Annotated in this window: 26 protein-coding genes and 2 pseudogenes; 11 read left to right on the top strand and 17 right to left on the bottom strand. The window is 67.7% G+C overall.

Features of this window, described 5'->3' with window-relative positions:
* The first annotated feature begins 121 nt into the window (after window positions 1-121).
* From ACFWPQ_RS49240 to ACFWPQ_RS49225, 4 genes are all read left to right on the top strand, one after another.
* A complete protein-coding gene (locus tag ACFWPQ_RS49240; RefSeq protein WP_384051068.1) occupies window positions 122-442 on the top strand; it encodes a hypothetical protein in 321 nt (106 codons plus the stop codon).
* Window positions 443-649: 207 nt separating this feature from the next.
* Window positions 650-886, top strand: coding sequence for a hypothetical protein (locus tag ACFWPQ_RS49235; protein WP_384051065.1), 237 nt, complete (start codon window positions 650-652; stop codon window positions 884-886).
* A gap of 249 nt (window positions 887-1,135) precedes the next feature.
* Window positions 1,136-1,546: a hypothetical protein gene (locus tag ACFWPQ_RS49230; protein ID WP_384051062.1), complete on the top strand. Its 411-nt coding sequence runs from the start codon at window positions 1,136-1,138 to the stop codon at window positions 1,544-1,546.
* 14 nt (window positions 1,547-1,560) lie between these two features.
* Window positions 1,561-1,872 (top strand): hypothetical protein, encoded by a 312-nt coding sequence (locus ACFWPQ_RS49225; RefSeq protein WP_384051059.1) that lies wholly within the window; start codon window positions 1,561-1,563, stop codon window positions 1,870-1,872.
* Between the two features lie 75 nt (window positions 1,873-1,947).
* Here the strand turns inward: ACFWPQ_RS49225 and ACFWPQ_RS49220 are convergent, their stop codons facing one another.
* The gene (locus tag ACFWPQ_RS49220) at window positions 1,948-2,190 is read right to left on the bottom strand and encodes a DUF3761 domain-containing protein (RefSeq protein ID WP_384051056.1); all 243 of its coding nucleotides are present in this window, start codon (window positions 2,188-2,190) and stop codon (window positions 1,948-1,950) included.
* Window positions 2,191-2,933: 743 nt separating this feature from the next.
* Between ACFWPQ_RS49220 and ACFWPQ_RS49215 the strand changes: the two genes are divergently transcribed.
* The 4 genes from ACFWPQ_RS49215 to ACFWPQ_RS49200 all read left to right on the top strand — a co-directional run bounded on the left by ACFWPQ_RS49215 (window position 2,934) and on the right by ACFWPQ_RS49200 (window position 5,497).
* Window positions 2,934-3,089, top strand: coding sequence for a hypothetical protein (locus ACFWPQ_RS49215; protein ID WP_384051053.1), 156 nt, complete (start codon window positions 2,934-2,936; stop codon window positions 3,087-3,089).
* Between the two features lie 695 nt (window positions 3,090-3,784).
* Window positions 3,785-4,387, top strand: a complete 603-nt coding sequence (locus ACFWPQ_RS49210) for a sigma-70 family RNA polymerase sigma factor (RefSeq protein WP_384051050.1) — start codon at window positions 3,785-3,787, stop codon at window positions 4,385-4,387.
* Entirely contained in the window at window positions 4,384-5,055 is a 672-nt protein-coding gene (locus ACFWPQ_RS49205) for a hypothetical protein (RefSeq protein WP_384051048.1), read from the top strand. Before ACFWPQ_RS49210 ends, ACFWPQ_RS49205 begins: the two co-directional genes overlap by 4 nt.
* 241 nt (window positions 5,056-5,296) lie before the next feature.
* Window positions 5,297-5,497, top strand: coding sequence for a hypothetical protein (locus tag ACFWPQ_RS49200; protein ID WP_384051045.1), 201 nt, complete (start codon window positions 5,297-5,299; stop codon window positions 5,495-5,497).
* Window positions 5,498-5,881: 384 nt separating this feature from the next.
* On the opposite strand, the gene ACFWPQ_RS49195 is transcribed toward ACFWPQ_RS49200, so the two are convergent.
* The 3 genes from ACFWPQ_RS49195 to ACFWPQ_RS49185 form a co-directional block, all read right to left on the bottom strand.
* Entirely contained in the window at window positions 5,882-6,415 is a 534-nt protein-coding gene (locus ACFWPQ_RS49195) for a GNAT family N-acetyltransferase (protein ID WP_384051086.1), read from the bottom strand.
* Between the two features lie 429 nt (window positions 6,416-6,844).
* Complete coding sequence (locus ACFWPQ_RS49190) at window positions 6,845-7,393, bottom strand: hypothetical protein (RefSeq protein WP_384051042.1); 549 nt, start codon at window positions 7,391-7,393, stop codon at window positions 6,845-6,847.
* A 505-nt stretch (window positions 7,394-7,898) separates the two neighbouring features.
* Window positions 7,899-8,504 carry a BlaI/MecI/CopY family transcriptional regulator gene (locus tag ACFWPQ_RS49185; protein ID WP_384051039.1) on the bottom strand — a complete coding sequence of 202 codons (606 nt, stop codon included), beginning with the start codon at window positions 8,502-8,504 and terminating at the stop codon, window positions 7,899-7,901.
* Window positions 8,505-8,820: 316 nt separating this feature from the next.
* Between ACFWPQ_RS49185 and ACFWPQ_RS49180 the strand changes: the two genes are divergently transcribed.
* Window positions 8,821-9,819 (top strand): PhlD, encoded by a 999-nt coding sequence (locus ACFWPQ_RS49180; protein WP_384051036.1) that lies wholly within the window; start codon window positions 8,821-8,823, stop codon window positions 9,817-9,819.
* 630 nt (window positions 9,820-10,449) lie between these two features.
* On the opposite strand, the gene ACFWPQ_RS49175 is transcribed toward ACFWPQ_RS49180, so the two are convergent.
* From ACFWPQ_RS49175 to ACFWPQ_RS49130, 10 genes are all read right to left on the bottom strand, one after another.
* Entirely contained in the window at window positions 10,450-11,538 is a 1,089-nt protein-coding gene (locus ACFWPQ_RS49175) for a PQQ-binding-like beta-propeller repeat protein (RefSeq protein ID WP_384051033.1), read from the bottom strand.
* 58 nt (window positions 11,539-11,596) lie between these two features.
* Entirely contained in the window at window positions 11,597-12,175 is a 579-nt protein-coding gene (locus ACFWPQ_RS49170; RefSeq protein ID WP_384051030.1) for a hypothetical protein, read from the bottom strand.
* A 351-nt stretch (window positions 12,176-12,526) separates the two neighbouring features.
* A complete protein-coding gene (locus ACFWPQ_RS49165) occupies window positions 12,527-13,330 on the bottom strand; it encodes an aminoglycoside phosphotransferase (protein ID WP_384051027.1) in 804 nt (267 codons plus the stop codon).
* Between the two features lie 63 nt (window positions 13,331-13,393).
* Window positions 13,394-13,534, bottom strand: a complete 141-nt coding sequence (locus tag ACFWPQ_RS49160; RefSeq protein WP_384051025.1) for a hypothetical protein — start codon at window positions 13,532-13,534, stop codon at window positions 13,394-13,396.
* Window positions 13,535-13,539: 5 nt separating this feature from the next.
* A complete protein-coding gene (locus tag ACFWPQ_RS49155) occupies window positions 13,540-14,649 on the bottom strand; it encodes a radical SAM protein (protein WP_384051022.1) in 1,110 nt (369 codons plus the stop codon).
* 151 nt (window positions 14,650-14,800) lie between these two features.
* Window positions 14,801-15,460: a hypothetical protein gene (locus ACFWPQ_RS49150; protein ID WP_384051019.1), complete on the bottom strand. Its 660-nt coding sequence runs from the start codon at window positions 15,458-15,460 to the stop codon at window positions 14,801-14,803.
* Window positions 15,461-15,566: 106 nt separating this feature from the next.
* A complete protein-coding gene (locus ACFWPQ_RS49145) occupies window positions 15,567-16,940 on the bottom strand; it encodes a glutamine synthetase family protein (RefSeq protein WP_384051016.1) in 1,374 nt (457 codons plus the stop codon).
* Window positions 16,940-18,439, bottom strand: coding sequence for an amino acid permease (locus ACFWPQ_RS49140; RefSeq protein WP_384051013.1), 1,500 nt, complete (start codon window positions 18,437-18,439; stop codon window positions 16,940-16,942). Before ACFWPQ_RS49140 ends, ACFWPQ_RS49145 begins: the two co-directional genes overlap by 1 nt.
* 83 nt (window positions 18,440-18,522) lie before the next feature.
* On the bottom strand, window positions 18,523-19,596 hold the full coding sequence (locus ACFWPQ_RS49135; protein ID WP_384051010.1) for a hypothetical protein: 1,074 nt from the start codon (window positions 19,594-19,596) through the stop codon (window positions 18,523-18,525).
* A 19-nt stretch (window positions 19,597-19,615) separates the two neighbouring features.
* Window positions 19,616-20,167 carry a hypothetical protein gene (locus ACFWPQ_RS49130; protein ID WP_384051007.1) on the bottom strand — a complete coding sequence of 184 codons (552 nt, stop codon included), beginning with the start codon at window positions 20,165-20,167 and terminating at the stop codon, window positions 19,616-19,618.
* A 161-nt stretch (window positions 20,168-20,328) separates the two neighbouring features.
* Between ACFWPQ_RS49130 and ACFWPQ_RS49125 the strand changes: the two genes are divergently transcribed.
* Both ACFWPQ_RS49125 and ACFWPQ_RS49120 read left to right on the top strand, forming a co-directional pair.
* Entirely contained in the window at window positions 20,329-21,603 is a 1,275-nt protein-coding gene (locus tag ACFWPQ_RS49125) for a helix-turn-helix domain-containing protein (RefSeq protein ID WP_384051004.1), read from the top strand.
* Window positions 21,604-21,618: 15 nt separating this feature from the next.
* Window positions 21,619-22,092, top strand: a complete 474-nt coding sequence (locus ACFWPQ_RS49120) for a hypothetical protein (RefSeq protein ID WP_384051001.1) — start codon at window positions 21,619-21,621, stop codon at window positions 22,090-22,092.
* Between the two features lie 209 nt (window positions 22,093-22,301).
* Here the strand turns inward: ACFWPQ_RS49120 and ACFWPQ_RS49115 are convergent.
* The 3 genes and pseudogenes from ACFWPQ_RS49115 to ACFWPQ_RS49105 all read right to left on the bottom strand — a co-directional run.
* Window positions 22,302-23,189, bottom strand: a pseudogene (locus ACFWPQ_RS49115) (IS110 family transposase); the annotation flags it as partial.
* 36 nt (window positions 23,190-23,225) lie between these two features.
* The gene (locus ACFWPQ_RS49110; protein ID WP_384050998.1) at window positions 23,226-24,329 is read right to left on the bottom strand and encodes an IS110 family transposase; all 1,104 of its coding nucleotides are present in this window, start codon (window positions 24,327-24,329) and stop codon (window positions 23,226-23,228) included.
* Window positions 24,330-24,551: 222 nt separating this feature from the next.
* Window positions 24,552-24,866 (bottom strand): annotated as a pseudogene (locus ACFWPQ_RS49105) (IS110 family transposase); the annotation flags it as partial.
* Window positions 24,867-25,195: the final 329 nt, after the last annotated feature.

Raw genomic sequence — 25,195 nt, 5'->3', positions numbered from 1 at the left:
ACCTGGTGCCCGCCGTTCCTGCTGAACCGCTCCGGGTCTGATGGAGGCTCCGGACTGTCCCGGAGCGGTTCATGGCCAGGAGGTCGAGTCCCATGTAGCGGCAGGCCAAGGGGCGCCAAGGGTGGACGGGCAGTCCATCGAGGACTTCGAGGCCAAGTGGCCACGAGGTTTGACAAACGCGCCTATATCTTCGACGGCACCGTCGCGTCGATCCGACTCTGGCTCCGCTCATGATCCGCGACTGGCCTTCACAGAGGGCTTCAGCCTGCTGCACAAGGAGATGGACGACCACCAGGTGCCGACCGCCGACGACGCCCAGCCGATCCTGCTGTCGAACACCGGCCCCGCTGAGGAAGCCATCATCCTGGGCCCGGACGACCTCACCGACATCCGGCCCCGAGGTGCCGCGCGCTGGATCCGCCGCTACCGTCGAAAGAGGTGAGGTCGCAGTCCAGGAATCGTCCCGAGACGTGTTCCCGCCAGGGGCGACTACGTGAGGCGTGCTTCCACCGCTTCACACGGACAGCGCCGCGGCGTATTCGAGCGGCCCATCCAGCCCCTGCTGGACGATCGCGCGCAACGGCGTGGGGTCGCGACCAACCTTCTCATCCTGAGACGACACGAGGACGTGGAAGAGGGGAGCACAGTCATGTCCGCACATCACACCAAGCGCGCCTTCGCCTGCCTTGCGACCGGCCTTCTGCTGGCAGGCGGCAGCACGGCAATCAGCACGGCGAGTTCTGCCGCGGCAGCCGCCCCCGCCGCGGCGAACACCTTGGTTTTCCCGAGCGCTAAGTGCGCCAAATGGCATGTGGTCCCTGGCTACTGGGACGGCGACACGTGGCACAAGGCCTGGAAGTATTGCACGGCCGTTCGGATCGACTGACCAACTTGCGTCCCGTACTTACCTCGACGTGGCGCAGCATACGACCGCCGCTCAATGAGACGGAGCCGGGGGGGCAAGGGCCCGCAGCCATTCCAGCTGCGGGCCCTCACACCGCCCTGGGGGCAGCTCAGTCGGCCGGTGGCACGCGCCACGGCCTCGAAGACCTGGACGGCGGCGGGAAGGAGGTCATGGAGGTGGTGCCAGGCAACGCCGGTCCCGTGTTCGCCCACGACGGGGATGTTGGTGCCCGTGGACCGAGACACGCTGATCGACCGCTGGTACGTCCATCGCATCCGGCTCGACAGCGAAGGCACCGCCCGCCGCGTGAGTATCGGCACCGAGGCGTTCGCGCGGGAAACCGAGTGGTTCGCGCTGGACGACTGCGAAATGACGGAGCGGGGGCTGTCGACGCCGGCGGTGCAGCAGATCGTGCGGTCCCGCAGCACCCGGCCCGTCACCCAGTGGGGCGTGGGCAAGACGAAGAAGGTTCCACCCGCTCATGTGCGGGCACGGGTGTTGCTGCGCAAGCTGACCGAGGCCGTCAAGGTGGAGTCCTCCTTCGTCGTGAGCCAGCTGCTCCGTGACATCGCGGATCTGACCGGCGTGAAGAGACGAAGGCGCGGCTGGCGGCCACCGTCTCGGAGGCTGAGGCCTGGTTAGAGGACCAAATCCGGGTGCGGCGCGAGCTGTTCTCCCAACTGAAAGAAGCACTCGCCGCACACGACGCCCTGCAGGTCCGTCGGCTCCTGGCGCGCGTCAATGCGACCGCGAGCCACGATCTCACCGCAGACGAGACCAGCATCGCGGACGTGGCGGCCGCATACGTCGCGGAACAGCAGCAGGCCTACGCAGAGCAGCTGCAGGCCAATGCGGCCTCCAAGCTGACCAGAGAACAGGACGCCCGGGCACGACGGGCCGCCGACCGTGTGCAGACGCTGCTGGCGACGCTGCAGCGCTTCGGGGACACGGGGTCCCGAAGCGGGTGACACCGCGCCGCTCCGGGGCAGTCCCGAGCTTCCGCCGCTCCCGGAGCGGTTCAGCGGCCTGTTGCGTGTGGCGTTCTACTTGAACCAGTAGTGGACGCCGTGGTGGTGGGAGCAGGTGCCCTGCGAGTGACGCGAGTAGGACAGTGTGGCGTCCTTGCACTTGGCGGTCTCGTACTTGTCCTTGGGCTTTTGGTGGTGCGTCCAGCCGCACGTTCCGGTGGTGTGGCTGATGCAGTGGTGCGCGGTGTTGGTCGACGGCAGTGTTGCAGCGGAGGCGGCTGGTGCGCTGAAGAAGACACCGGCGACGGCAAAGGCCACGGCTGAGACGGTAAGACGAGTGCGCAAAGGGCCCCCCTTTGAAGTGGAACAAGTGCAGAGAGGGACTCTATATGCGCTTCAGCTGCTTACGGACCCTTTCGGGGAGCCGGAGGCAACAGCGGTCCGCACAGCCGGGCGGAGCTCCGGTTCGACCAGGGTGGGCACCACCGGTCTCCTTGACGCATGGGGCGAGAATGGGCCCCGGCTGGACGGGGGAGACCAGCCGGGGCCGTGGGTGGTGAGAAGCTGTCCTACATTTTAGGCGCGGGTCTCGGCCGGTCATTCGTAGGATCGGTGAGACCCCTGGGGCTCCGGGTATGGCTCAGAAGCTGTCGCCGTTTTCAAGGGGAGCATCAGCGTTGAGCAAGGTGATGCTGGAGGTCGATATGACGGAACCGATAGACCGCCCCTGCCTGTCGCAGAACGCCGCTCTGATGGGCGTCGGCCAGGAAGCGTCGCCTCGGCGAGGATTCGACGAATGGTGTCCCGGTCGGCGCTCCGGCGGGCCGGATCGCCGAATGACGAGTGCCACAGGAACAGCTGGCCGTCCTCGGGGTCCTCGGGGCGGTCAGCTCCGTCGTCAGCACGGTGATTTGCCGCAGCCGGTCGCGGGACCACTTCTTGAAGACGTCGCGGAAGGCGAACAGGCACGCGCCCACGAAGTACGTGAAGATGCAGGCCCCCTTGTCGGGTCCCAGTCGCCCCCGCGAAGTGCCCGCTCCGTGAACTCGGGGTCGGCCGCCATGACGGCCTCGATCGCCAGAGTCGAGCGCACCTCCGCGTTGCGCGCGAAGATCTCCAGCTCCACGGAGTGGATGGTGATGCGGATACGGCGGCGGGCGCACTGCTCGGAGATCTCGCCGCTGCGCAGCCACCCGGGCAGCACCCGGACGGCATAGGTCCGGCGTGCCAGGCAGGGCGCCAGTGCTGCACGGACCAGAACCGCCGCAGGCAGCACGCGCGGGTAGCGGCCGATGCCGGCCGGGCAGCAACGCACCGGCCCGGTGGGGCATGGCGCAGTTGCCCGGTCACCGGACCGTCGGCGAGCAGGCGTCACTCGTGGAGCCCCTCGCAGCAACCGCAGCGGGAGATCGCCGGCCCTCGGCCGTACGATCACCGGCCGGCGTGATGGCGGATCCGGGACCGTACGGCGGGCGGACTTCCCCTTGGGTGTGGGCGGGGCCCTCTCCGGGGTGCGCCCCTCGATCGGGTGACGGGGATCGGTTGTGCCCGGAATCGTCACCGGCCGACGGGACGGCGTCGTGTGACGCCCGTTCGGCAGGACATGGATGTGATGTACGCCACCTATTCCGAGAATCTTCCATGCAGAACTATCGGCTGTTCTCGCATCAACCCAGCTCAGAAGGCACGTACCGAACAGGAGTCCACGGCAGGCACTTACGTTCCGTTCGTGAAGGTGATCTGTGAGTAATAATTCTTGAGGTGCGGATGAGTCTCGCGCCCCGAAAATCGACAGGGTGGTGCTCAGGAGGCCAGGCCAACTGGGCTCCCGTGCAGGCGAGTTGGCCTGTGCCACGACCTGCGGCGGCCCCCGTCACGTAAGGGCCGACCGCTCGCACCGCCTGGAGGATCCATGGGCAACGGCGACGTCAGCACTGACGCCTCGCCCCAGGACGGCGGCCACGGCCAGCCCGTCCAGGCCCCTCCCGATCTGCCGCTCGACTTCGAGGGCTTCTACCTCGGACACCAGGAGTTCTTCCACGACTTCGCGGAGATCCACCTCGGCAGCCGCCGGGTGGCCGAGGACGTGGTCCACCTGGTGTTCCTGGAGATCCTGGGCAGCTGGGACCAGTTGCTGCAGCAGGTCGACCTCGAGCAGCAGACCCTCGCCGTCCTGCACCGGGGTGTCACCCGGCGCCTTGAGGCCGACGGGCGCCCGCCGGCGTTCCTCATCAACGGCCCGATAGCGAAGAACCTCGAGGCGGTCCGCAACGAGCTGGAGATCAGCGGCAGCGCGAACGGCGTGTACGAGGCGATCCTCGAACTGCCGCCCCGCCAGTTCACCGTCATCGTGCTGCGCCACCTGCTCGGCTACCCCGCCAAGCGGATCGCCCGCTACATGGGCCTGGACACCCGCACCGTCGACTACCACGGCCGCAAGGGCAAGGAACGCCTCCGTGTCCGGCTGGACCTGCCCGCCCCGGCCAAGACCCCCAGGAAGGGAGCGGGACAGTGAGCCCGATCGACGAACTCCTGGCAGAGGCGCGCATCCCCACCACCCCCCGCGACGGATTCGACGTCGGCGCCGCCCTGCGCCGCCTCGCCCGCGACGCGGCCGCCGCCAAGGCCGGACCGGACCCGGACGTGGCCCGCACGGCTCAGGCCGGGCAGCGGCTGTCCGTGGTGTGCCGCTGGATCCTCAACAAACCCGACGCCGCCGACCACGTCGACCGCCTCGCCCAGGAGCCCAAGGCCCTCCAGGACGACGGCTCCCTGGACGTCGACGGCGCCCTCGTCTTCGCCTGCCTGCTCCACCTCACCGGCCATCCGGAGAGCGCCCAGTTCTGGTGGCAGCTCGCCGCCGGCGCCGGCCACCGCGCCGCCGCCTACTGCCTGCACCTGCACCACCTCGCCCTCAGCGAGATGCGCGAAGCACGGCACTGGCTCCACCAGGTCACCGACAACGTCCTCGACCCCGAAGCCCCCGACTCCACCTTCCTGTACTTCCTGGAGGCCGTCGCGACGTACGTCCGCAGGACCGGGCTGAGCCATGCGAACCCGCCCACCGCGGGCCTCGAGATGGAGGTCGACCGGCTCGCCGCCACCGAGGCCGACTCGTGCATCATCGTCCGGCGCCCCGACCAGCGCCTCGCCGACCACCTCCACGACTTCACCCGCCGCTGAGGAGCCGCCAGGCTCCGACAAGAGGTCCAACAACAGCACGACGAGAGCAAGGAAAGCACTCACCTGGAGCGTGTCAGCCAAGGCACTGGCGACTCAGGTTTCGGCGGCACCAACCCGCGAAATCGTAGGCTGCTCATACACGCAGAAGGAGCCCTGGTTCCCCAACGGGTTTCCTAGGCCTCTGAGTTGGGAGGGCTCCCTGCGTGGTGTTCCAGCACGCCTTCAACGAGAGGAACTCCGTATGGACGAGAGTAACGCCAGGGAGCATCCTGTGCACCCGACCCAATGGGGCAGGATACGCTCTGCCATCACCCACCACCTGCAGAAAGTAATCAGAGGCCAGGGGCGGAACGTCTCCGGCGAGTTCCTGAAAGGCGCCGCGTACAAGCTCGGCAGTGGTGCCGTGACCCTGATCATCATCTGGTGGGAGACCCGGCGCTGAATCTACAGGCGGGCCGGTGCGGTGGGCCCGCCCATGGTCACGGAAACTTGCCCCTCGCAAGGCTGAGCGGCTTGTTCTCCACGAAGTGCTATGGAGAACAAGCCGTGCCCTCGCCGCGCTCGGCCTCCACTGACACCACAGCCCAGCCGGCCGGACGTCGTGCGGTACGCGGGGACGGTGTGCGATGGTGAGGGTGTCCGGGCCCGCCGCTTTCCCCCTGATGGCGCTCTCTGAATTTGGCTCTGGCCGCAGTTTCGTGAAGGCACAGGTCAACGGCCTTGAAGCAACATCCCTTGTCTGGGCGTCCGCCCTGTGGCAGTCAATGCGATCGGGGACGTATGGGCGGTGGTCGGCTGTCTTGTGATGATCGACGGCTCGGCCGGTTCACGCCTGGAATTCGGTGAGATCGATGGTGTGAACGCGCAGTGGATAGCCGTACACCGGGTGCGCTGTCTCTCGCTCCGGCACCATGCCGAGCTTGCGGATGATGTTCTCGGAGGCGTCGTCGCCCGCACGGTTGATGCTGATGACTTGGTTGAGGCCGCGGTCCTGGAGCGCGAATTCCAGCGTGGCATGGGCGGCTTCGGATGCGTATCCCTGACCCCAGAACTGTGAGCCGAGCCGCCAGCTGATCGCCACTGCGGGCAGTACCTCCGGCAGGAACTCGGGCACGGACAGACCGGTGAAGCCGGCGAGCTCACCCGAAGCCAGCAGCTCGACGGCAAAGAGTCCAAAGCCTTCTTCGTCCCACTCCTCCTCCCACTGCTCGATGGCTTCTGCCGTGTGGTCCAGGTCGCGCACCGAGCCGTCGTCGATCCAGCGCATGACCCGCGGGTCCGCGTTGATGTCCGCCATAGGTACGAGGTCGTCGTCATGCCAGCGACGGAGGAGGAGGCGGGGAGTACGGATCTCGGTCATGGCGCTCATCCTGCCGAAGGCAGCGGCCTCATCTGTAATCGGCGCCAACCCGTGCTGCCGCTCCAGCAGGTAACGCATCAAACCGCCTGCACCGCAGAGCGTTACGGGTGAGTCACCGGTCCGACCCGGGCAGATGACATGCCACTTGGCCGGCGCGGTCGCGAGGTGAGACCGATTCGGCGGCAGCATGCCGTACCGCAGCACCGAGATCGTCCACGGAATCGCGGGCAGAGCCGTTTTCAAGAATTCCCATCACCCTGTTTGAGGCGGCGCGGATGCCCCTTGAGGAACAGCCAGCGACCCGCCTTCATGCGGCCGCGGCGGCAGGCCTGTGCCCGCTTCTATGCTCGGCCTGGGTCGTGACTGCGATCACTGTGATGAGGGTCTGGTTGTGCGGTGTTCGGGTGACTGGTGTCAGGACGTGTGGTGTCATGGCTTCACCTCCTGGCCTGGTAGATGGCTGGCGAGTGCGTGTGGGGGAAGCCCTGAGCGCAGTAGGTCCTGGTTGATGCCGGCCAGAACATTCTTCGGGTCTGAGACGAAGACGGCGTCTGTGCCTCGCAGGGCCTGCTGCTCGCGGCGGAACGTGTGGGTGAGAGGGATTCCGACATAGCCGGTGGCGGTTCCGTCGGGCAGGGACGGGTCGGCGACGCCGTCGTCGGTGAGACACCACGCATGCTCGATGCAGGTGAACGGCGCGGCGGACGGGACGAGAGCGAAGCCTTCCACGTACGTCCATCCGGCGTTCTCCGCCCACGCGGTCGCGGTCTTGAAACACTCGCCCGGCTGCTGGATGCCGCCGTATGTCCAGGAAGTGGGCCGCTGGAAGGAGCCGCAGGCAGCCACCAGGTCTGCAAAGCTCTGGTGCGCCCAGGATGAATCTCCCAGCCGCAGCTGCCTGTACAGCTCAAGCCACCGGTGCAGTTCCTGCTCCGCCTCGCCCGGATCGGGCTTCACGCGGGACGAAAAGGCGGTCACGTCGCTTCCTCCTGCTCGACTCAGCCTCCGCGATGTATATCAGGCACGGTGATCGTTGCAGGTTCAGGGAATTTTCCCTTCAGACCGTCGCCTTCTGGGGCAGGCCCGCGGACGTCCGCGGGCCCTGGCCCGGCGGCTTCGCTACGCGAGGCGAGCAAAGCGACCGGCGGCTGGTACTTGGTTGCTGCTTCGAACGGTGCGGCGCTGATCCCGCCCTTCGAACAAAACTCTTCTCAGGCCAGGAGGCCTTCGCCACGGTACCTGGCCGCCCCCGCGCAGATCAGGTCCACCGGTGCTGCCTGCGTCGGCCTGGTGTCACGGTGCCGCCCTGGTCCTGGCCGTCCTGGAGCGCCAGGTGGTTGCTTCCCGGCAGTCTTGTTCCGTCCTTCCGGCCGACACGGGCCGTGGAGGCGTCTGTGGACCGGGTTCCGGATCCCCGGTCAGGCGGTGCGGCCGGGCGCAGGGCGAGGGCAGCCGTGCGCCGGGCCAGGCGTGTGCCCTTGGCTCATACGGAAGTTTCGGACTGGACCTCGTCCTGAGGTACTGCCGTCTGCTCCTGTGTGTCGGCGGCTGTGTAGAGCACTGAGCGGCCCTGCTTGGTCCTGTGGACGCGGCTCTTGGCCACCAGGTTTTCGAGCGTGGTCCGCACGACCTTGGTGTCGATGGCGCGTTCGGCGTGCGCCTGCCTGAGGTCTTCGGCGATTTCCGCTGCGGACCGGGGTTCCTTCTGCTCGGTCACGTGCTGGTGAATGAGGTCGACGAGAGTGAGCTGAGCCGTCTTCGCGGGAGTCTCCTTGCGCCGAGGGCCTCGAGCGGCGGCCTTCCTCGTCTGCTGGCCGGCGGTGGACGCACGCGCCGCCGTCTTCCTGGGGGAGGGCACCACGGCGCCCTCGGCGTCGGCCGGCTCAAGGGGAGAGGCCGGGACGCCGAGTGCGTGGCGGACGTTGACCAGCACCGTGTGGTCCTGCTGCAGAGCGGTCAACTGGTCCTGCAGGGCTGCGATTTCACCCTGGACGCGTTCCTGTTCCTTGACGTTGCGGTCGAGGTCGCCTGTCACCTGGCTGATGTACTGCGAAGTCAACTCGGTGCTGCGAGTTGTGCTTTCGGGCATCCTTCGCTCCTCGGTTCATGGCCAGGCTGAGGCCTGGGTGGGCGGCTGCGGCAAACCGGGAAAGACGCCCCGGTGCAGCGATAGTACGGGTGGGACACCCTGTTTCCCGTGTGTGTGAAGCAATCCTTCGCCCCGAGGCAGGCGTGAGAGCAGTGTTACCGGACGGGCGGACACGGATGTGGAGCCGCCGGCCGTAGGTGTGTGCGAGGCACGAACAGTTCTCAGAGGACCTCGTCGGCGTTCCGGCCTTGAGGGTGCCGGTGAGGCCGAGTTCACAGACGGCGCACACAGCGACGAGCGTGCCGATGAGGCGGTGGTGGCGGATGGAGCGCAGGCCGTCGAGCATGGGCGCCGAACAACGAGCGGAACTGCTCCAGCTCCCGGTGACCCGTGCGAGTCCAGCGCCTCCAGCGTTGCGGTCAGCGAGCGCAATCGGATCGCCTTCGCCGAGGCGTCCGTCCTCGCGCTCCGGGCCGTGCGGCAGACCCTGCAGGAGACAGGTACGGCCCCCAGGGACATCGACTGCATCGTCACCTCCCACACCACGTCGTGGACGGTTCCCGGCCTCGACGTCCACCTCATCGAGGCGCTCGGCCTGCGGCCCGACGTCCGCCGCATACCCATGAGCACGCTGGGCTGCGCCGGCGGCGCCCACGCCCTGGTACGAGCGAGGGACCATCTCGCCGCACACCCCGGCAGCACTGTGCTCGTTGTCGTCGGGGAGATGCTCAGCACGGTCTACAGCCACCACGACACCACCAAGGAGTCCATGATCTACAAGGCGCTTTTCGGGGACGGCGCCAGCGCCTGCCTGGTCACCGACACTCCGCTCGGCCCCGGCCTGCGCCTGGAGAGCACCTGGGAGTATTTGCTCCCGGACAGCCGCAACCGCTTCGCCGGCCGGCTCGACCAGACCGGGCTCCACTTCGACTCCGAGAAGTCCGCCACGGCGGCCAGCAGCGACTTGATGCCAGAACTCCGCAGATTCCTCGCCCAGCAGGATCTACGGGACATCGAGTTCACGGTGCTTCATCCTGGCGGCCCTCGCATCATCCTCGATGCCGAGGCGGGACTGGGCATCGATCAGGAACCCGGACTCGACGACCAGGCCAAAAAGACCCGCCACGCCTGGGCGAGCCTGCGCGAGGAGGGGAACCTCGGCGGCGTCGCTGTCCTTTCCGTCCTGGCCCGCACCCATGACGATCCTCCCGCCGACGGGGCCAGAGGTATCCTGCTCGGCTTCGGGCCAGGCTTCGCGGTTGCGGCGGCCACAGCACGGTGGGAAACCAAACCTTCCAGTGCAGCACCGCTGTAGGCGAGGAGCGGGAAACAGCGGAACGAATCGAAGCCCCACCAGCCGGACGTGCGTTCCACTTGTCGAGCGTGGCGGGTGGGGGCACGCTCGGTCGATGTCGTGGGGAGGTGCCAGCACAGAGGACAGCACGCCCTCGCGCCGGGACCTCTGAGCCCGCAAGCCGCCGCGCCCGGGAGCTGACGGTCTGTCAGTCGGAGATCGTCTGGTTACATCATGGAAGCGGTGGCCGGGGTCCGCCGTCGATGCGGGGCGTTGGGCCCGCAGCAGGAGGCTGCCTACACGCGCTGAGGTGCTGCTCCAGCCCCGCGTAACCTCGGGGACCAGGCGAATTACCCGCCTAGGCTCCCGCAGGAGCAGCCAGTCGGCATCCCGCGAAGCCGAGCGGGACTGATCGCTCTCAAGGACATGGCCATCACCTTGGCCCGCACCGTCACGAACGGCGAGCCCTGAGCTCTCTCCCCCTCGCTGTCGACGCCTGTCAGGAACTCTCGGCAGGCGGGGCACCGGCTGGTCCGTGAGGGTGGTGCGGTGCCCGGTCATTTTCCCTTGGCGAGCTGGTTCACGTGGCCGACAGGGAGGTTGAGGAGTGCCGCGACCTTGGTGTGTGTCGGAGGGCGCGTGGCCCTCGCCTCACTGTTTTTCCGGGGTCGGGGTTGCCTCTATCGCGTAGAGGTAGCCGTCTCTGCTGCATACGTGGACGACACCGTCCGCCACTACCGGGGACTCGACCCGCCCGCCCGTCTTCATCTTCCACCGGACTCGGCCGTTGTCCGCCCGGACCGCCCACACGTGTCCCTCCTCGCTGCCGAAGTACACCGTGCCGTCGGCCACCACGGGGGAGGAATGGATGGGGCCGTCGGTGAGGACGCGCCATCTGGTGTGGCCGGTGGTGGCGTTCAGGGCGTACAGATGGTGGTCAGTGCCGACGATGAACAGGGTGTTGCCGTGGATCGCGGGTGTGCTCCTGAAGCTGCTGACGGTGAGGTGGGGCCACGCCGTCCAGCGCTGCTCGCCGTTGGCAGTGTTCAGTGCGTAGACGTTGCTGCTCACGCCTCCCCCCAGATACAGGGTGCCGTCCTGGACGAGAGGGGTGGTGGGCCAACGGGCGGAAGTGGACTGTTGCCAGCGGACGGAGCCGGTGGCCGGGTCGAAGGCTCGTACCGTTCCTCGGTCGTCGACGGCGTACAGGGTGCCGTCGGCCAGCACGGGTGCCGAGTGGTTCGCGTCTTTGCGCCGGTACCTGACCCGCCAGCGGCGGCGCCCGGTCACCGTGTCGAAGGTGCGGAGGTAGCGGCTGTCGTCGACGTGGTGGACCAGCCCGTCCGCCACGGCGGGCGGTGTATGGGAGGCCCAGGTGATCCGCCTGTGCCACCGGACTCGGCCGTCGGCGGCGTTGAGAGCGTAGAACCTGCCGTAGTCCGCGATGTAGACGGTGTCACCGGAGACGGTGGGAGAACTGACATGGCCGACGTCGGCGTTGGTCCACCGGACGGATCCGTCGGCCGCGTCGAGGGCCCACAGGCCACGGGCGGCCACGTAGACGGTTCCGTCGGAGATGCTGGGCGCCGAGTACATGGGGCCGACGTACGTCCGCCAGCGCAGGGTTCCCGTTCGAACCCTCTCGGCTCGCGGGGCTTTGGCCGGTGCACCGGTTGTGCGGGGGCGTATTCCCTCGTGCGGGTTCCGGATTCTTCGGCGGCGTCGGTTTCGACTGTTCATGTTGGGCCCCTGTGTGGCTTGTTTCCGACCTGCCAGAGGTCTTCCCAGTTTTGCGTGGTCACAAGTCGCAGGCATCCTGCCAGCCGCACGCGCCACAGATGACCAGACGCAGAGCGCGGTCCTCGAGGTGATCGACGGTGATGTACGGGCGTAGCCGCTCACTGCTCACGCCGCACCTCGGGCAGGACGCGAACAGACCCAGGCGGCTGAAGTCGCTGATGACCATGGTGTGTTCGGAGTAGTGGCCGCGAACGGCCGGTACGGGACCGGCCGCTGGGCCCATGTGCACGATCATGGCCGCCGTCCCCTCTGCCATGGGTTCCTTGCTGTTCGCGAGGCGTATGCGGCGCACGCCGCTGAGGGAGGGGGGCAGCGGTGTGTCGTCGAGGCGCACGAGTACGAGGCGGCTCGTCGCGGTGCCGGTGAGTCTGCTGGGCAGGCCGATATTCGCCTGGGTCTCCCCCCATGCGGCCTTGGCGGCGGCGGACCAGAGGAGGACGATCGCGTCGTCATCGGACGAATCGGAGCAGGGGGTGTCGGTGTCGCGTACGACATTGGCCCCAATATGCCTGAGCAGGGTTGAGAGGGAGGAGGCGAGGTGCTCGTCCTGAGGCCGGTACGAGAGTCGGGTGCGCATGATTCATGCTGCGGCAGCGCGGCATGCCACAACTCACGGTTTACGAGTACCGGACCAACCGCGGTGTGGGTCGACGTAGTCCCGCGGGCTGCGGGTGACCTCGTACGGCTCGGGGTCCTTCGGGACGATTACTGTTGCCGGTGTTGCCATGGTGCCCTCCGGTTCTCGGATTGCGTGGCGCTACCTGCCTGGCTGCCGGGATTGGCGGCCGGGCGTCCCCCCTGCATGGCCCGGTCCGGGGGCAGTGCAGGGGGAGTTGGTGGTCCGGCGCGGCGAGGGGTTTCCACTGCGGGGGACGATTGGGGTGGGCCTCGTGCCGGGGGTGGGGGTCTCTGGGGCGGGCGTGACGGGTCAGGCAGGGGCGTTCCGGTGTTCGTCCCAGGCGCGTGCCGCGCGCTGCATCGGCTTCGCCCAGTCGTCTTCGCTCTCGGCGGCGATGGAGTCCCAGAGTCGGCGCTGGACGCGGGCGAGCGCGTCGAGGCCGGCGGGTGGAGCGAGATCCCACGCGGGGTGCGCGGCGGCCTCGTTCTCGGCCTGGCTGGGGATGTGGCCGTGGGCGATGAGCCACAGCAGCCATAGCGCCGGGTCGATCCAGGCGGCGCCGTGCGATGCCCACCCCCAGTCAACGAGTAGGGCACTGCTGCCGGTCATGATTACGTTGTGGGGGTTCCACTCGGTGTGGAGCAGGCTGTTCCCTGCGAACCATGACAGGTCAGCGGGATCGTCCACGTACGTCCTCAGTCGGTGCGGCATGGTCTTCAGCTCGATGTCCGGCGCCGGGATCGCGGCGAGCCGCGTCATGGTCTCCGTGACTGCGGGCAGGTCCGGTGACCCGGGCGTGAAGTCGGCGTGTCCTCCCTCGACGTAGTCGAAGCCGAGGAGGCTCCACCCGTTCGCTTCTACGTGCCAGTGCAGCTCAGGTGCGATGCCTTGCACGAACGGGCTGATGTCTGCCTCGCGTTGCTGGGTCCACACCCAGGGATGATCGAGCGGCAGGCCTTTGACGAACAGCCTGTGCTCGGTTGTTCGCACGCGGGCAGCGATGGCGCTGTTGCGGCCGGCGTGCACGGTCCCGACATCGGCAACCGGGCCGCTGGCCTTCTCGATCAGGCGCAGCACTGCGTCCGGGAGCTCGGCCAGGCGCTGGGTGGGCATGGAGCCTCCAAAGGGGGAACGGCGCCGGGGCCGCGCGGCAGTGGGCGGCCCCGGCAGGGTGGTTCAGTTGTACGGGTTGTCGTCTCCGCAGCCGGGGACGGTGCCCGTGGTCAGCTCGTCGACGTCGGTGACCAGGACGATGTCCTCCGGATCCTGGACGACGGGCGGCGGCTTACGCGTGAGCTCGACCATGACAGCAGTCATGCCGGTTACCTCTTTCCGTGTTGGCAGTAGTTGACCAGTGGTGCCTTCGCCTCCTGGAAGACCTTGGCCATCGGCCTGCACACCCGACAGGTGCCGGAGAGCCGGCAGCCGGTGCATCCTCCGGTGCGAAGCATGAGGGACTCGGCGATCTCGCCGAGTCGGGTCAGACCTTCCACGCCTTCGGCGATCAGGTCGATGTTCGGTTCGCGGCCGACCTTGCAGATCGAGGCCCGTCCGAACGGGTCGGCGTGGAAGAACGTCACGCCGGCGGGGCATCCGGTGAACGGCGCCCGGTTGGTGAGGTACTGGGGCGATTGCGAGGGCAGCGGTTCTGCGGTGCCGTGGATCGTCGGCGAGATGTTCGCGTACTCGCGGTACGGCACACCGAGCTGCCTGGCCCAGCCTCGCATGGCTTCGGCCTCGTGAACGTTGTCCTGGACAATGATCAAGCTCAGGTCGACGTTCAGCCCGGCGTCGACGGCCTTCTGCAAGCCTTCCTCGAAGCGGGCGAATCCGCCGCGGCGGCGGGTCACCGTGTCGTATGTGCCGGCCGTCGCGCCGTACACGCTCAGCGTCAGCTTGGTCGGCGGGAACGTGCGCAGCAGGTTGAGGATGTGAGGCTTCCGCAGCCGGGATCCGTTGGACAGGAGTTCCAGCATCATGCCCATCTCGTGCGCGAGCCGGTACGACTCGGGGAAGTCCGGGTCGATGAGCGGTTCCCCGCCGGTGATCTGGAGCCAGATCACCCCGGCGTCGCGCAGAACAGCCAGCAGTTTCCGCTTGCCGTCCATGTCCAAGCCCTCGAACCGCTTCTCGCCGAGGTAGCACATGATGCAGTCGAGGTCACAGCCGAGATTGATCTCCCACGTGGCGCGGCTGAAGTCGTACGGCCCAGCATCGCGCACGAGAATCGCCGCGCTGGCGCTTTGGCCGGCCAGGTCAACGCGCCATTGCGCGCGCACGGGGTCGATGAGCCACTGGGGCACGGTGCTGGGGGCCGATACCAGGGCGCGCAGCTCCTCGAACCTGGCGTGGGGGAGTTGCAACGCCTTGGTACTGCCGGGCCGGAGAATGAGGCGTTGCTCTCCGAACGGTGCCGCAACGAGCTGGTGCACGTTGACTTCCCTTCGTCTGGAAGAGCTCGTGGGGCCGGGACCCCGGCGCGGGGTGAGCAAGATCGCCGTGGGGGAACGGAGGTCTCGATCCCCGCGCCGAGGGCTGGTCTCGTCCGGCGGCCGGCACGGGACTGCGGCCGCCGGACGAGGGCTAGGCAGCCTCGGCGAGGTCGGCCATCAGACGGTCGACGGTGGTGATCTCGTACGACGACAGTCGGCGTACGAGCTGCGAGGCGAGGAAGGTACGCAGGTTCGGGTGCCCGTACGGCAGCGGGGCATCGGGCTCCGCGACGACCTCGATGCCGTCTTCGCGGTAGCCGTAGAGGGTGCCGACCACGCCGTACAGGGGCGCGCTGCGGGCGATGAAAACCCTCGGGTTCCCGTTCAGGTGCGGGCACAGGAGAGCTGAGGACCGGATGTGTTTGGCGCAGACCGGCGGCTGGCTGGTCAGCAACGGCCCCTGATCGGGGACGGTGAAGTCCGGCCCGGCCAGGAACACGTACCCGAGCGGAGTCCGCGCGGGGGCAGCGCAGTCCTGGCAGTGCAGGGCCCCCATGGTGATCCGCTGCCGGAACGGGTGCATCATCTTCCATTCGGGCGGGCCGGTGGGCTGCTTGCGGCTGTCCACGGGGTTGAAGGAACAGCGAGCCCACAGCACGCCGTGCAGGTCACGGTCGCGGGGGTCCTCATCGCGGTAGTGCAGCCTGTGGTGGCCGGGCGCGCCGGTCATGAACAAGTTGGCTGGGGCGGCTTCCTCGCCGCGGCGCTGGATGATGAAGGGCACCCGACTTGGTGTGGCCTTCGGGGTCATGCTGCTCCTCGTCTTTGTCGCGGGCCGTATCGGTTGGGCCGCCTTTCTCCGGGGGGATCGTGCGCGGCGGCGGGTGTCTGCCGCGCACGGTGGCCATGGGCGGTGGCTAGGCCAGGGTGAAGCGGCTGCGTTCGACGTCGGTGACTTCGCGGCGCTGTTCGTCGATCTCAACCTGGGCTGCCCGCCCGTAGTGGGTGACGACCGGCGTGCTCAGCAGGTCGCGTGCCACGTTGCCGTACCGGAAGGCCTTCAGCGCCTCGGGGAGATCGCCGGCCAGCGGAACGAACGACTCGGAGGCGTAGGCATCGCCGAGGCACGGGGGCGGCGGGCTCAGCTTCTCGGCCAGGCCCTGCGCGATGGCGGCGAGCGAGGCGGTGGCCACGAGGTACGGGTTGGCGCCTGCGCCGGCGAGCCTGATCTCCAGACGGCTGCTGGCCCCGTGCCCGGCGACGCGTATCGCGCATCCCCGGTTGTCCGGGCCCCAGTCCATGAACTGAGGGGTGAAGTTGCGCGGTATCGCGTACCGCTTGTAGTCGTTCGTGTTGCCCGCGAACAGCGGCATCAGGTGCGGCACGGCGGTGATGAGCCCGGCGATGCTGTGCCCCATGATCTCGGTGGGCAGGGCGCGGGGAGAAGGCAGGGCGAACGCCGGCTGTTTCCCCTGCCAGAGGGAGAGGTTGAGGTGCAGACCGCTGGTGAGGCCGGTGGCGGGTGCAGCCATGAACGTGGCGGTCAGACCGTGGCGTCGCGCCATGTGCTTCACGATGTGCTTGTAGACCGTGTAGCGGTCGCAGGCCGTCATCACGTCGCACTTGGGGAAGGTGGCCTCAACCTGCCCCGGCGCGCCCTCGGTCTTGAAGGCCTCGATCGGTACTCCGGCCTCCGGCAGGGCATCCTCCAGGTGGCCGAGGAAGTCGCTCAAGCGGGGCTGGTGGTCGAGGTCGTAGTCGATGTTGCGGCCCACGACCGGCCGGTCGCCGCTGTAGAGCACGAACTCGCTCTCCCACCCGACCTTGGCCTCGTAGCCGAGATCGTCCAGGCGCTCTACTTGCCGGCGCAGCATCTGGCGGGACGCGACCTCGATGGGCGCTCCGTCGTAGTCCACGGCGTCGCAGTGGACCAGGGCCGTGCCCGGCATGTAGGGCAGCACCCGTAGGGTGTCCCAGTCGGCGTTGATGACCATGTCGTGGAATCCGTCGTCCCAGCAGGTCAGGCCGAATCCGTCCAGCGGCTCCATGCCCGCGTTGGTGGCCAGGACGTACGAGCAGGCCTCTGCCACCTGCTTGCCGTTCCCCTCGTCGAGCCGCTCGAAGAGCGCGAGGCCAGCAGCTCGTTTGCCCTTGAGGCGGCCGAGCATGTCCGGGACGACCAGCAGCACGGTACGGAGGTCGCCGTATTGCACGGCCGCGCGCAGTTGATCGAGAGAGATGTGGCCGAGAAGCTCGTCCGCGGCGCTAGCGGGAGTGGAGTCAGTGGTCATCACAGGTCAGAGGCTTTCGTGTTCAGCAGGGCTTCGCTGGGCTGGGCGCTGCGGTCGGTGGTGAGCTGGTAGGCCCTCTTGCCCCGGGTCAGCCAGGTGACCCAGGCGAACAGGAGCGCGATCGCGAGGGTGACGCCGGCGTAGTTGAAGGAGTCGGCGGTGATGGGCAGGCAGAACACCGTGGTGATGACCGCGACGTAGACGCAGGCGATGACCGAGATCGGCTTGCGCCAGGCGCCGAGGGTCCACGTCCCCGGCTGGTAGGCGGTGCCCTTGCGCAGGGCGAGGTAGACGGGGATGCCGTAGGCGGGGATCATCCCGACGGCGTTGATCGCGGTGATGGCCCCGTAGGCGGCGACCGACCACAGGGCGGGCAGGGCGAGGACGAACGGCACGATCACCGAGAACCACACGGCGCGCACCGGCGTATTCGTCCGCTCGTTGACCCGCCGCCAGCTCTGCCACCCCGGCAGGGCCCGGCTCCGCGAGAACGCGTAGACCATGCGCGCCGACGCCCCGACCTCGGCGTTGCCGCACAGCAGCATCGCGATGATCACGACCACCAGCAGAATCTCGGCACCCGTCCGGCCGAGGACATCGAGGAAGATCTGCGCGGGAGCGGCCCCGGTCTGGGTGTTCAGCGTGCCCTCGTAGTCCTGGACGGCGAGCAGCATGCCGGCGAGGAGGATGAACCCGGCCACCCAGGACACCCCGATGGAGCGGACGATGCCGCGGGGCGCGGAGACCTGGGCGTTGGTGGTCTCCTCGGCGATGTGGGCGGAGGCGTCGTATCCGCAGAACGTGTAGCCGGCCACGAGGGAGCCGATCAGCACCACGTAGGCCGGGCTGGTGAAGCCGGTCTCGTTGTGGAAGGTGAGCAGGAAGGACGGAGAACGGTGCTGGGCCGGGGCGAGCATGAGCGCGCCGACGATGGCGGCGACGCCGCCGAGCTGCCACCACACCGATATCGAGTTCAGCACGTTGAGCACGCGGACACCGGCGGAGTTCAGCAGCCCATGCACGAGCAGGATGACCGCGAAGATCAGCATGGTGATGCCGGTGGTGGGAGCGATGTTCCACTTCATCTGGAGGAAGGCGCCGATGAAGGTCGCCGCGCCGTAGTCGATTCCGGCGATGGCTCCGAGCAGGCCCAGGAGGTTGAGACAGCCGGTCACCCAGCCCCAGCGGGCACCGCCGAGCTTGCTGGCCATGAAGTACGGCCCGCCGCTGGTCGGGTAGGCGGAGACCACGTCGGCCAGGCACATCCCGACGAGGAGGGTGAAGAAGCCGACGGCGACCCAGGTCCCGAGCATGACCACGGGCCCGCCCGTGCCCATGCCGAGCCCGAACAGGCTCATGCCGCCGGCGAGGATGCAGATCACCGAGAAGCTGATCGCGAAGTTCTGGAACGGGCTTGTGCGGCGGGACAGCTCGGGCTGAATCCCGAGTTCGGCCAGGAAGGCGTCGTCGGAGGTCGGTCTGCTGCTTCTGTGAGACACCAGAGATCCACTTTCGAATCAGGGAAGGGGGACGGGACAGACTGGAGGCGTTGAACGCCAAGGTGGGTGGCTTATGAGACTGCTCAGGTGGAAGACCAGCGGCGCAGGGTGGACGCGCGGGCGGTCAGGAACCAGTCCTGCCAGTTCGTGTAGCGGCCCTGGACCGTGTTGACGTCCATCCAGGGCTGGGCAGTGACGTAGGGGCCCATGGCCCGCAGTACCTCGGCGGCCATTTCGGTTGCGCCGTACGCGACCAAGGCGTGGGCGAGGTGGCTGAGGTCCGACATCGACACCCACGGGTACTCGTCGGGCGGGATCGCGGCGAACCACCCGTCGTAGGCCCTGACCGCGTGGCCTCCGGCGTTCGCGGTCTGCCAGAAGCTGTCCCTGCCCGCCGCGCCGTCCTCCCCGTGCTCGACGCGGAACTTATCCACGAGGGCGTACACGGGAAGCATCCACAGCTCCGGGCTCGGCGGCTCCGACAGCACCATCCAGCAGGAGAAGTCCATTGCGGCCCCAGAGCCGCAGACGGTCTGGAAGTACTGGCGCATACGGTGGTAGCCCTCGCGGTTGCCCGGATGGCGGCGATTGGCCTCGATCAGCAGGGGCCAGGGACCGCGGTGATACATCCCGTGATCAAGGCCGCCAGCCGCCGGGGGCAGTGCGTCCCACGGCTTCGGGCGGGTCCGGGCATCCGGATCGAGGAGGTGGGACGGGATGGGAAGTTGCGCGAGCTGGAGCTTGTCGACCCACGGCACCGGACACGCCGGCAGCAGCTCACTAGCTCTCTGGCACGCGTGCGCGGCCAACTGAGTCGCGCGCCCCATCACGTCTGCGCTCTTGCCCCGGCGGTATGCGTCGAGCGCGGCCCGGGTGAGCACCCGCGCCCACATCATGGCCGCGTCCGGGTTGGTCGGCTCCTCGTCCCGCCACAGCTTGAAGACACCCGGCTCGCTGGCGCCGGCCGCCAACAACTGGCTGCGGCTCGTCCTCAGCCTCCAGTTGTGGCCCGTCATTCTGAGGAGGTCCCGGGCGGCGTGGTACCGCCCCAGTTGCAGGTCCTGCAAGGCGTGACGAAGGTCAGCATCCGCACCGATCGGGCTGACGATCAGACGCGTGTCATCGGGGGCGCCGTGAGCGTTGAAGTGTGTGAACACGGCACCAGTCGCTAAGGAATCAGGCATGGGGGTGGCCTTGGGATTGGGAGGGATGTAAGGGGGATTGAGGCTGAGCCCAGCGCTGGGGAAGCACTACCTGCACGGTCTTTCCCAGCGGCGTGTCGTCGAAGTCGCGCTTGATCTGCCAGGCGAGAGAGCCGTGATTGCGGTGAAGCCACCACAAACTGGTGGGCATCGTGCCGGCGGTTGGGTCAACGGCAAGTTCTTCGAACCTGGGGAAGGCGGGCTCGGCGTCGTCGACCTCGATGATCAGCTCGTCCGTCGCTGCAACGCACATCAGCCGCAGCCGGATGTGCCTGCCTGGCGTGAACGGTCTGCCGTGCCGGACAGCGTTGTCCGTGAGCATGGCGGCAACCCGACTTGCAGCGTCAATGTTGCCCGACCAGCGGGCGGCCGTGAGGCGTGGGCGGACTCGAAGCCTTGTGTTGGGGCCGATTGACAACTCTGCGGTCATCGAGCCTTCCCACCGGAACCGCAGAACCTTTTCGTCTGCTGCCAGGAGGTCGTCGATCTCCACGAAGTCGCGCGACGCGGTACTCGATGAGGTCATGGAGGTTCTCCGGGACGGGTAACGGAACGGAGGCATAGAAGTGAGCGCCGTCACAGGAAACCGCCTCCGGCCTGGTCGCCTCTACACGCCATTCGCGGAGCGCATACGAATATTCGCTGTGCGTATAACAAGAGATGACTGGACGTGGGATCCTGCCTACCGTGGGGACACAGGACATCGACTGGGCTGCGTACGGAGACATCAAAGACGCGGCCCGCGCCGGGGACTTCGGACAGGTGGTCTACCGCGCTAGGAAAGTGACCGGTGTGTCACAGACTCAACTCGCAAAGGACTGCGGCGTCTCCCAGGCAGCTATCTCCCGGCTGGAGAACCGCGGTACCGGCGACTACAACATGACGATCCTGGCGACCGCCGCCACAGAACTGGGGCTCCCGTTCGAGCTGGTTGGCCTCGCCAACCAGCCTTCGAACGGAACACCCTCCGTGGAACGTCGCGAATTCATGGGGTTGGCGGCCGGAGCAGCAGTGCTGCCACTGGCATACAGTCCAGCTACAGCCCCTGTCTCATCTCCAGAGAGTGAGAACTCGCAAGCCGCCTCCCTGCGTGTGGTCACTGCCTCCTACCGTCGCCTTGACGCCTCGACAGCATCCCGCGACCTCTCCAAGGTCAGCCAAGGGCACTTGGAGCTCATCCGCACAGTCATCAGAAATGCCCCCGACGATACCTACCGCACGCGCCTGGCGCCGGTCGCCTCCGAAGCGGCATCATTCGCCGCGTGGCTCGCCTGGGACATGGGCAACCACGGTTCGGCTCGTGGTTGGTACGGTTCGGCGGTAAAGGCCGCCCAGTCGTCGCACGATCCGTTACTCCTCGCATATCAGGTCGGCAGTCTGGCCTCATTCGAAGCCGACACCGGTAACCCGCATGCGGCGATCCGACTCATTCACCAGGCCCGTCACCATCTCGGTAGCCACGTGCCGCCCCTCGCCGGCGCCTGGCTGGCCTCGATCGAAGCCACGGCGCACGCCGCCAGTCAGGACCGACGAGCGTGCGAGAAGGCGCTGAAGGCGTGCGCGCAGCACGCCGCACAGATACCGGACGCGGAGCCCGTCGCCTGGCCATGGATCTTCGCGTTCGACGAGCGGAAACTCGTCGCCTGCTACTTGACGTGCACTGCCAGACTCGGCCAGCCCTTGCACACTCGCCTTTCGGAACAGAACGTTGAGACAGCACTCAGTAGCGCCCACGACAAGCAGCGTGCTCTCCTCACACTCGACGTAGCCTTGGGGTACCTGGCCACCAACGAGCTGGACAAGGCATTCGACCTTGCATCCCGCGCACTTACCGAGGGCGTTCGGTTGCAATCAGGCAAGATCGTGGAGCGAGCCCGAGCGTTCCGACGGTCTTACAACGTTGCCGCCCCGCCCGCTAGGGTGCGGCAGTTCGACAGCCAACTACAGGCCATCTATATGTGAGAAGGAAGGACGCAGATGCGTGTGGGCATCACTGGGCACAGGGGGCTTCCGGAACACATTGAAACTCAAGTCCGGGCGATGTTGGCCGAGAGAGTCAAGACCTTCGACTCCCGCGACTTGGTGGGGATCACCTGTATCGCAGACGGCCCGGACGCGTGGTGGGCCGAGGCCGTTCTCGAAGCTGGCGGGAAGGTTGAAGTGGTTATTCCGGCCGAGGAGTATCGCGCAGGTCTGCCGGACTGGCATCACCCTCTTTACGACAAGCTCCTTCAGAGCGCGTCGGACGTTCATCGCACTGGCCTGCGGGAATCGACCTCCGAGGCCCATCAAGCGGGCAGTGAGATCCTGGTTGGTCTCTCCGACGAACTGACTGCAGTCTGGGACGGCCAGCCTGCACGCGGGTACGGTGGCACAGCGGACGTTGTGTCCTACGCGGAACGGGTCGGCGTTCCGGTGACCGTGCTGTGGCCCAAGGGCGCCAAACGGTAGACCGTGAGGTGCCTCCCTAGTCGGCCAGCATGCGCGCCATCGAGAACGCTAAGCACCTGCCGCCGTCTGCACAGGATGCCCGACCACCTCGTTGTTCTTGCCGCTGTGTGGACCCTACGTACGGGCAGGTGCGCGCAGAGACCTCGCCTGGCGTCAGGCCGGGCGAGGTCTCTGCGCTCTGACAGCGGGGGGTGCCTCTATGTCTTTGGTCAAGCGAGGCGTGGGGTTCTGGGTTCGTAGAAGGTGCCGTCGCGGAGCATCGCGAACAGCACGTTGATCCGCTGGCGGGCCAGGCGGAGAAGTGCCTGGGTGTGGGTCTTTCCGCGGGCTCGGCATTTGTCGTAGTAGGTGCGGGAGGCGGGGTCGTGCAGGGCGGCGAACGCGGACAGGAACATCGCGCGTTTGAGCTGCCGGTTGCCGCCCCGGGGTGCGTGTTCGCCGTGGATCGAGGTCCCCGACGACTTGGTGGTCGGGGCGAGCCCGGCGTAGGAGGCCAGGTGGGCGGCGGTGGGGAAGCTGGTGCCGTCGCCGACGGTGACCAGCAAGGTGGCGGCGGTCCTGACCGCGACCCCCGGAATCGAGGTCAGGACCGCGGAAAGAGGGTGAGCCTCCAGCAACTGCCCGATCTGCGCTTCCAGAGCTCGTCGCTGCTCGTGGACCGCCGCGAGTGAACGGGCCAGGGACGGGATCACGACGTCGAGGGTGCCGGTTCCCGGGACCACGACGGTCTGCTCGTCGAGCGCGTCGAAGACGTCGTCGATCAGCCGGGCAGCCATGCGCGGGGCCCTGGGCCGGATCACCTCAACCAGCTTGCGGCGTCCGGCTTTCCGCAGGGCGGCCGGAGATCCGTAGCGTTCCAGCAGCCAGGTCACCGCGGGGTGGTCCAGGCGAGGGCCGAGGACACGTTCCAGGCTGGGGTGGAACTGGGTGAGCAGGCCGCGTATCCGGTTGGAGGTGCGGGTCGCCTCGGCTGCCAGGTCCTGGTCGAAGCCCACCAGCACGGTCAGCTCGGCGGTGATCTCGTCGGTCAGCTGGAGCGAGCGCAGGGTGTGCGGCATGGTCCGGGCTGCGTCCGCGATCACCGCGGCGTCCTTGGCGACGCTCCTATGGGTCAAGTCGATCACGCAGTTATGTCAGGCGGTCGCAGTGGCGGGCGTGGGTGGCCGTGGTGCGGGGACTTCGCTGTTTGCGCTGATCAGGGCCTTGAAGACCTCGCGTGCGAGGTAGCGTTTCAGGCAGCGGACGATCTCGGATCTGGTCTTGCCTTGGGCGGTGCGGCGGGCGGCGTAAGCCCGAGCGCGGGGGTCGTAGCTGAGGCGATTGATAGCGAGCATGTAGAGGGCCCGGTTTGCTTCCCGGTTGCCCCCTCGGTTGAGGCGGTTGCGGTTGGTCTTCCCGGAGCTGGCGGGTATCGGGGCGACGCCGCACATGTGAGCGAAGGACGCTTCCGACCGGAGGCGCTGGGGGTTGTCACCAGCAGCCACCAGGAGGGCCGCGGCGGTGTCGACTCCGACGCCCTTGATCTGCATCAGTTCCGGTGCGGCCTGGTGGGCAAGCCGATCGATCTGCAGGTCCAACGAGCGGATCTCCTGGGCAAGTTGCTGGTAGCGGACTGCCAGGCACTTCAGTGCGAGTCTGGCAGCGGCCTCGAGAGAGCTGACGCAGCCGGGCCGGAACCTGGCCGCTGTGGCCACCAGGTCTGCCAGAGGGAGCTTGCGCAGGCGGTCGCGCAGTTCCTGCGGGGCGGTGACCACGACGGCGTGGAGCTGATTGGCGGCCTGTGTGCGGGCCTTCATCGCCGATCGGCGTGCCAGCCGCAGGGTGCGGATCATCTCCACCGGGCCGTCTTGGGACTTCGCCTGGCCCATGACGGTTCCGGCCTGGACCGCGCGGGCGGCGGCCTCTGCGTCGATGGCGTCGTTCTTGCCGCCGGCCCGGCGCCGGGTCTGACGGGAGGGGCGGATGACCTCCACCACGTCCATGCCCTGCCGACGCAGGTAACGGGTCAATCCGGCGCCATAGGCACCTGTGCCCTCCACCCCGAACCGGTGAGGAGTACCCAGCGCTCGTACCCACTCCAGGAGACGGCGGTGCCCGTGCCCTGTGGTGGTGATACTGAGTGCGTCCAGCTTGCGGCCGAACTGGTCCAGTGCGACAGCGACATGCACGTCCACGTGCGTGTCGATGCCCACCGTGACCAGGACCTCGTCCGTCCCTGCCATCTCGGCCTTGCCCACCGTCGTTCCTTCCGCCACGCCGTCAGGAGGGCGGTGCCCGCCGGAGTCGCGCGGGCAAGACTGCGATGGGATGTCTCATGCCCCTATGAGGCCACAGCGCACCCAACCGGCACCGCGAAGCGGTGTTCTTCGGCTGGCCGACGCGTCGCTAACAAGGCACGAGGCCGATCTGTCTTTGGGTCCGACCCGCCGGAGAACACCGCGACCACGATGATGCTCCCAGTCGGTCTTCGCCTCGCCCGGATACAGGTCGGCGATCCGCCGCATCGACAGGCCGGGCAGGTAGGCGACCTTGCAGTCCGCGTCCCGGGCGACTGTCAGGGGCAGGGCCCCGATGGAGGCGGGCTGGTCCACGATCACCAGCACGGTGCCGAACTTTGCGGCCAGCTTGTCGAAGACGGCCCGCAGTTTCGGTTCGCTGTTGGGCAGTTGCTTGTCGAAGACCTTCTTGCCGGCCGGGGTGAGCCCGTGCCCGTGATGGGTGCTCTTGCCGACGTCCAGGCCGAGGAAGACGCCCACGTCGTCGATGTCGTCCAACCCATCCTCCCGAACGGGGTTCGTGCGGTGCTGGCCAGGGCGTTGGCGTCGTATGCGCGCATCCACGTTATGCAGACCTGCCGCCCGCAAGCGGCCGGGCATTGCGCCGGGCCAGGCGGTAGTCGGACCTCTTATCAGCGTCTCCAACGGCGCCTCTCGGGCCCGGTGGCACCACCCCCCAGGTCATCGGTTCGACAGGGGGGAACAGCCATGCCGGGCCCGGAGGCCAGCGGCCCTCTTGCAGGACCGCGGAAAACATAACTGTGAGAGTTCTTCTGCGGCCCGGGATGGGTTGCTGCCAGGCTCGGCGCTCGTGATCCGGCATGACT

The sequence above is a fragment of the Streptomyces sp. NPDC058464 genome (assembly GCF_042721035.1).
Taxonomy (GTDB): Bacteria; Actinomycetota; Actinomycetes; order Streptomycetales; family Streptomycetaceae; genus Streptomyces.
This window is presented reverse-complemented; position numbering and strand designations above follow the sequence as displayed.